Raw genomic sequence first — 7,066 nt, 5'->3', positions numbered from 1 at the left:
CCCATGTGAGAGTAGGTCATCGTCAAGATTAAATTCCGAAACCCCTATCTGCGTATGCAGGTAGGGGTTTTGTTTTGTCCGCAGGAAAGTTTCTTCAGCCTGGATCATGGCTATATCTTTTTTATCGAATATCGCAGTATATGAAAATATATAGCGAGAATTCGTACAAAAGGAATGATCGATGACAGCGGCCCTGAGCGGTAAAGAAGCAGTAGGCGAGCATTACACGTTGGAAACGATGCGCCATGCGCAGCAGATGACCTGGAAGGCCATCGAACAGATTGCCCGGGTTATTTCTCCCGGCATGCGCGAGTCCGAAGCCCAGTCACTGGGTAAACAGGTTCTGTCGGAACTTGGCATGGATCGCATCTGGCACCCGCTGCTGATCCGCTTTGGCGCCAATACGCTCAAGACGTTCAAACAGCGCTCCGATGGCGATCCTGTGCTGGGTGACGAAGATATTTTCTTCGTCGACATGGGCGCGGTCTGGCAAGGGCACGAAGGTGATGCAGGGGCGACGTTCACCACCGGTTCCGACCCGGAAATGATCGCCTGTGCTGCGGCCTCCCGGGAACTTTTCAATAGAGTCGAAGGCTTTTGGCGCAGCGAGCGGGTTTCCGGCATAGAGCTTTACCGCTATGCGGCCGACCAGGCGCAAGCCATGGGGTGGAAGCTCAACCTGGACATCAAGGGCCACAGAGTCAGCGATTTTCCTCATGCCATTCACCGTGGTGGCGACCTCGGGGATTTAGACAAGTGCCCAACGACCGGCCTGTGGATTCTGGAAATCCAGATCGCCCACCCTGAGCGCCCTTTCGGAGGGTTCTACGAAGACTTGCTTATCTGATCAAGGAAACCTCATGCCAAACCAAACAGAGCAACCGGTTCTGCTGTTCTCCTACGGTACTTTGCAGGACCGGGCCGTTCAGCTGTCCACCTTCGGGCGCGAGTTGAAAGGGCGCCTGGACAGCCTGCCAGGTTACAAGCAGAACCTGGTCGAGATAACCGATCCGGCGGTGTTGGCGGCGAGTGGGAAAAGCCATCATCCGATCGTGCAGGAGAGTGGCGACCTGTCGGACGAGATCGCCGGCACTGTTTTCGAGATCACGGCCCAAGAGCTGGTCGCGGCCGACGAATACGAGGTGGCGGACTACAAACGCGTCAGTGTGACCCTCAAGTCCGGCATCAGTGCCTGGGTCTACGTGCGAGCCTGACTTCCGGGAAGTTTCACGCCGACGGGCAAGGACTCTCGCCGGCGACGATCATGCAGGCCCAGGCTGAAGTTCAGCAATTGCCTGGGGGGATACTCATTTGCTGGGGAGGAGGATTACTGACCACACTACCAAAGTGATCGCTGCCGCCAACAGACTACACGTCCCGGCAATCAAATGACGGAAGGCGGGGTGTTCAGACTGCTTGAGTCTGGCAATCACCAAGAGCCATGTGCCGACGAAGGCGCCCATAACCGCCATCAACGTATAGAGTACGTATAAAACGATCCGTGCTGAGGAGGCTTCTCCGGGGGCAAGCCATCTATTGAACAAAACCAGCACCGCTATCCCGACAATAAAACTACCCACGGCACCTGCCAGGTTGGCGAGCCATAGATTCACAGCTCCGCGGTTCTTCACCACCCAGATCCACATCCCCACTGTCGCAGCGAGGAACACCAATACGCCAATTAGCAGCATTCAATCCTTTTCCTTGTTCGCAATAACCCTGAAACCGCCATTGGTCATCTTTGATGAGATGAGGCGATGGCAACACGATATCAAACCGATGGGATTATGCCGAAGGATGTTGCTGACTGATGTGGATTTTGGCTGCGTTTGGCTCCGTCACTCATTGAATACAGGGTCGACGTTAAAAACGCTGGAACGCTCCCTTGGCCCGTCTCAACAGGCCAAGGGATCTGTAAACCTAAGCCTCCCAGCCCGCGCCACTGACCGCTGCCTGCGCCAGCGGGTGCATGTCTGCCCCCTGATGCGTCGTCTGCCAGGCCAGCAACTCCTTGCGCATGCCGGGCGTCCAGTACATCTGCAGATGATTGCGCACGCCGAGCACGGCCTGTTGCTGATCCGGTTCGCTGGCAAAGTATTGGGCGATCTGGTTGACCATCTTGATCAGGTTTTCCGTACTCATCGGCGTACCTCGGCTTTTGTCCCGGCGCTGCGTTCATGGCGACGTTCGTTGAGCAGGCGTTGTTGTTCGTCGCTGAATGCCTGATAGCGTTTTTGCCACTCGGAAGGGTGATAGACGCGGCTGACCTCCACGGCGGTGACCTTGTACTCCGGACAGTTGGTAGCCCAGTCGGAGTTGTCGGTGGTGATCACGTTGGCACCCGACTCAGGGAAGTGGAAGGTGGTGTACACCACGCCTGGGGCAACCCGTTCGGTGACTCGTGCCCGCAGTACGGTCTGGCCGGCGCGGCTGCCGATGCCGACCCAATCGCCTTCGTTGATCCCACGGCTCTCGGCGTCGGTCGGGTGGATTTCCAGGCGGTCTTCGTCGTGCCAGGCGACGTTTTCAGTACGCCGGGTCTGGGCGCCGACGTTGTACTGGCTGAGGATGCGTCCGGTGGTCAGCAGCAGCGGATAGCGACTGTTGACCTTCTCCTCGGTCGGCACGTAGCCGGTGAGCATGAAGCGCCCCTTGCCACGCACGAATTCCTCAATGTGCATGGTTGGCGTGCCGTCCGGTGCCGCGGCGTTGCATGGCCATTGCAGGCTGCCGTGACTATCCAGTGCGGCGTAGCTGACGTTGGTGAAGGTCGGCGTCAGGCTGGCGATTTCATCCATGATTTCCGACGGATGCTTGTAGTTCATCGGATAGCCCAGGGCGTTAGCCAGAGCCACGGTGCCTTCCCAGTCGGCCTTGCCGCCCAGAGGCTCCATGACCTTGCGTACCCGGGAGATGCGCCGTTCGGCGTTGGTGAAGGTGCCGTCTTTTTCCAGGAACGAGGCGCCCGGCAGGAACACATGGGCGAACTTGGCGGTTTCGTTGAGGAAAATGTCCTGCACCACGATGCATTCCATGGCCGACAGCGCCGCGGTGACGTGTTGGGTGTTGGGGTCGCTCTGGGCGATGTCTTCGCCCTGGCAGTACAGGCCCTTGAAGCTGCCGGCCAGTGCAGACTCGAACATGTTGGGAATGCGCAGGCCCGGATCGGGTTGCAGGGTGACGTTCCAGGCCTGTTCGAACTGCGTCCTTACCACCTCGTTGGAGACGTGACGGTAACCGGGCAGTTCGTGGGGGAAGGAGCCCATGTCGCAGGAGCCCTGAACGTTGTTCTGCCCACGCAACGGGTTCACGCCCACGCCTTCTCGACCGATGTTGCCGGTGGCCATGGCCAGGTTGGCGATGCCCATGACCGCGGTACTGCCCTGGCTGTGCTCGGTGACGCCCAGGCCGTAATAGATCGCCGCGTTGCCGCCGGTGGCATACAAGCGCGCAGCGGCACGGATATCGGCAGGTTCTACGCCGCAGACAGGGCCAAGGGCTTCCGGCGAGTTTTCCGCTCGGCTGACGAACTCTTTCCAGTGGGCGAAATCGTTGCCTTCGCAACGGGCGTCGATAAAGGCCTGGTTGAGCAAGCCTTCGGTGACGATGACGTGGGCCAGGGCGTTGAGCATGGCGACGTTGGTGCCCGGACGCAGGGCCAGGTGCAGTTCGGCGCGGGCATGCACCGTGTCCACCAGGTCAATACGGCGTGGGTCGATGACGATCAGTCGCGCGCCTTCACGCAGGCGGCGCTTGAGCTGGGAGGCGAACACCGGGTGAGCGTCGCTGGGGTTGGCACCCATCACCAGGATTACGTCAGCCTGCATCACCGAGTCGAAACTCTGTGTGCCGGCGGACTCGCCCAGGGTTTGTTTCAGGCCATAGCCGGTCGGTGAGTGGCAGACCCGCGCACAGGTGTCGACGTTGTTGTTGCCGAACGCGGCGCGCACCAGTTTTTGCACCAGGTAGGTTTCTTCGTTGGTGCAACGGCTGGAGGTGATGCCACCAATGGAATCGCGGCCGTATTTTTGCTGCAACCGGCGGAATTCGCTGGCGGCGTAAGTCACCGCTTCATCCCAGCTGACTTCCTGCCAAGGGTCGTTAATGGACTTGCGGATCATCGGCTTGGTGATGCGATCCGGGTGAGTCGCGTAGCCCCAGGCAAAGCGCCCCTTGACGCAGGAGTGGCCGTGGTTGGCCTGGCCGTTCTTGTCCGGAACCATGCGCACCAGTTGGTCGCCTTTCATCTCGGCGCGGAACGAACAGCCCACGCCGCAATAGGCGCAGGTGGTGATGACGCTATGTTCGGGCTGACCCAGTTCGACCACACTTTTTTCCATCAGTGTCGCGGTCGGGCAGGCTTGCACACAGGCGCCGCAGGACACGCATTCCGAGTCGAGGAAGTCCTCGCCACCGGCGGCCGCGACCCGGGATTCGAACCCGCGCCCGGTAATGGTCAGGGCAAACGTACCCTGGGTTTCTTCGCAGGCGCGCACGCAGCGGTTGCAGACGATGCACTTGCTCGGGTCGTAGTCGAAGTACGGGTTAGACGTGTCCTTCACGTCGTCCAGATGGTTCTCGCCCTCATAGCCGTAACGCACTTCCCGCAGGCCGACCTGGCCGGCGACGGTTTGCAGCTCGCAGTTGCCGTTGGCCGAGCAGGTCAGGCAATCCAGCGGGTGATCGGAGATGTACAGCTCCATGACGTTGCGGCGCAGGGTCGCGAGCTTCGGCGTCTGGGTGTGCACGGTCATGCCTTCGCTGACCGGCGTGGTGCAGGATGCGGGGTAGCCGCGCATGCCGTCGATCTCCACCAGACACATGCGGCAGGAGCCAAAGGCTTCCAGGCTGTCGGTGGCGCACAGTTTGGGAATGGTGGTGCCCAGCATCGCCGCAGCGCGCATCACCGAGGTGCCTTCGGGCACGCTGATGCTTTGGCCGTCGATGTTCAGGGTGACTTGCACCTGGCTTTCGCGGGCCGGGGTACCCAGATCCATATCGGTTTTCGGGTCGAATACAGTGATCATTGCTCGGCCTCCGAGGCTTGCAGACCGAAGTCGGCGGGGAAGTGCTTGAGGGCGCTGACGACCGGATAGGAGGTCATGCCACCCAACGCGCACAGCGAACCGTATTGCATTGTGTCGCACAGGTCCTTGAGGATAATCGCCTGCTCATCGCGACCGTTCTGGTCAGGCGCAGCGAGCAGGCGGTCGATCACCTCAACGCCCCGGGTCGAGCCGATACGGCACGGCGTGCATTTGCCACAGGATTCTTCGGCGCAGAACTGCATGGCGAAGCGCGCCATGTGGGCCATGTCCAGGCTGTCGTCAGCCACCACCACACCACCGTGACCGAGCATCGCGCCTATGGCGGCGAAGGCTTCGTAATCCAGCGGCGTGTCGAATTGCGAGGGTGGCACCCACGCACCGAGAGGGCCGCCAACCTGCGCGGCCTTCAGCGGCCGGCCACTGGCGGTCCCGCCGCCGTAGTCTTCCACCAATTCCCGCAGGGTCAGGCCAAAGGCCCGTTCCACCAGACCGCCGTGACGAATATTACCCGCCAGCTGGAAGGGCATGGTGCCCAGGGAACGGCCCATGCCGTAGTCGCGATAGAACTGCGCGCCCTTGGCCATAATCATTGGCACCGAGGCCAGCGTCAGCACGTTGTGCACCAGGGTCGGCAGGCCGAACAGGCCCTGCAGCGCGGGGATCGGCGGCTTGGCGCGGACGATCCCGCGCTTGCCTTCGAGGGAGTCCAGCAGCGCGGTTTCCTCACCGCAGATGTAAGCGCCGGCACCCACTCGCACTTCCATGTCGAAGGCCAGTCCGCTGCCGCCGACATTGGCGCCGAGGTAACCGGCGGCCCGGGCGATGTCCAGCGCCTCGCGCAAGGTGGCCACGGCCTGTGGATATTCCGAGCGCACATAGATGTAGCCGTAGCTGGCGCCGACGGTGATGCCGGCAATGGCCATGCCTTCGATCAGCAGGAAGGGGTCGCCTTCCATCAGCATACGGTCGGCGAAGGTGCCGGAGTCGCCTTCGTCGGCGTTGCACACAATGTATTTCTGCGCCGCTTGGGTAGCGCGCACCGTGCGCCATTTGATCCCGGCCGGGAAAGCCGCGCCGCCACGGCCACGCAGGCCAGAATCGAATACTGCAGTCGCGGTCTGCTCGCCGCCCAGAGCGATGGCCTGGGTCAAGCCCTCGAAACCGCCATGAGCCCGGTAATCCTCCAACGACAGCGGCCGGGTAATACCGGCGCGGGCGAACAACAGGCGTTGTTGGGTCTTCAGATAAGACAACTCCTCCACCAGCCCCAAGGCCAGCGGATGAGCGGACGGCTCGCCTTGCAGCGCATCGAGCACGGACGGCACATCGGCAGCGGTCAGCGGGCCGAAGCCGATACGACCTTGCGGGCTGTCCATTTCCAGTAGCGGTTCCAGCCAGTACAGGCCGCGCGAGCTGGTGCGTTGCAAGTCCAGCGGCAGACCGCGCTCCTGGGCCAGAGTGGCCAGGGCCACGGCCACCTCATCGGCGCCCACGGCGCGGGCAAGAGAATCACAGGGCAGATAAAGCGTCGGCATCATGCGTCCTCCTGGCAAGCGTTGAGCAGGGCATCCAGGCGTTCGGCAGTGAGCCGCGCATGCACCTGACCATCCAGCTCCAGGGCAGGTGAGCAGGCACAGGCGCCGAGGCAATACACCGGGCGCAGACTGATATTGCCGTCGGCACTGCTGCCGTGGTCGTCCAGTTGCAGGCGGTCGCGCAATTGCGCCGCGAGCTGCTCGGCGCCGCGGCTCTGGCAGGACTCGGCCCGGCACAGACGCAGGATATGCCGGGCCGGAGGCGCGGTACGGAAGTCATGGTAGAAGCTGATCACCCCGCGAACCTCGGCCTGACTCAGGTTGAGGGCGTGGGCAATCTCGGGAACGGCGGCATCGGGGATATAACCGATGCCCTCCTGAATTTCATGAAGGATCGGCAACAATGCGCCGGGCAAACCCTTGTGGCGCTCCAGCAGGCTGTTGACCATAGGCAGGTGCAACATCTCATCAGACATACAGCAT

7 protein-coding genes are annotated in these 7,066 nt (G+C 61.5%); 2 read left to right on the top strand and 5 right to left on the bottom strand.

The window, feature by feature from the left end; genetic code table 11:
- The first annotated feature begins 181 nt into the window (after positions 1–181).
- Together AC07VO_RS27740 and AC07VO_RS27735 are read left to right on the top strand one after the other, a co-directional pair.
- Complete coding sequence (locus tag AC07VO_RS27740) at positions 182–847, top strand: M24 family metallopeptidase (protein WP_086946336.1); 666 nt, start codon at positions 182–184, stop codon at positions 845–847.
- Between the two features lie 13 nt (positions 848–860).
- Positions 861–1,214 carry a gamma-glutamylcyclotransferase family protein gene (locus tag AC07VO_RS27735; protein ID WP_064616227.1) on the top strand — a complete coding sequence of 118 codons (354 nt, stop codon included), beginning with the start codon at positions 861–863 and terminating at the stop codon, positions 1,212–1,214.
- Between the two features lie 93 nt (positions 1,215–1,307).
- On the opposite strand, the gene AC07VO_RS27730 is transcribed toward AC07VO_RS27735, so the two are convergent.
- From AC07VO_RS27730 to AC07VO_RS27710, 5 genes are all read right to left on the bottom strand, one after another.
- Entirely contained in the window at positions 1,308–1,691 is a 384-nt protein-coding gene (locus AC07VO_RS27730; RefSeq protein ID WP_018926722.1) for a hypothetical protein, read from the bottom strand.
- A gap of 229 nt (positions 1,692–1,920) precedes the next feature.
- Positions 1,921–2,142, bottom strand: a complete 222-nt coding sequence (locus AC07VO_RS27725; protein WP_086946337.1) for a formate dehydrogenase subunit delta — start codon at positions 2,140–2,142, stop codon at positions 1,921–1,923.
- Complete coding sequence (gene fdhF, locus AC07VO_RS27720; protein WP_064616228.1) at positions 2,139–5,027, bottom strand: formate dehydrogenase subunit alpha; 2,889 nt, start codon at positions 5,025–5,027, stop codon at positions 2,139–2,141. The genes AC07VO_RS27725 and fdhF overlap by 4 nt, the downstream gene beginning before the upstream one ends.
- Positions 5,024–6,586, bottom strand: a complete 1,563-nt coding sequence (locus tag AC07VO_RS27715) for a formate dehydrogenase beta subunit (protein WP_173861180.1) — start codon at positions 6,584–6,586, stop codon at positions 5,024–5,026. Before AC07VO_RS27715 ends, fdhF begins: the two co-directional genes overlap by 4 nt.
- Entirely contained in the window at positions 6,583–7,059 is a 477-nt protein-coding gene (locus tag AC07VO_RS27710) for a formate dehydrogenase subunit gamma (protein WP_018926718.1), read from the bottom strand. Before AC07VO_RS27710 ends, AC07VO_RS27715 begins: the two co-directional genes overlap by 4 nt.
- Positions 7,060–7,066: the final 7 nt, after the last annotated feature.

The sequence above is a fragment of the Pseudomonas sp. GW821-FHT03E01 genome (assembly GCF_059420765.1).
Note: the sequence above shows the minus strand (reverse complement) of the source record. Positions and strands in the feature narration are given on the sequence as shown.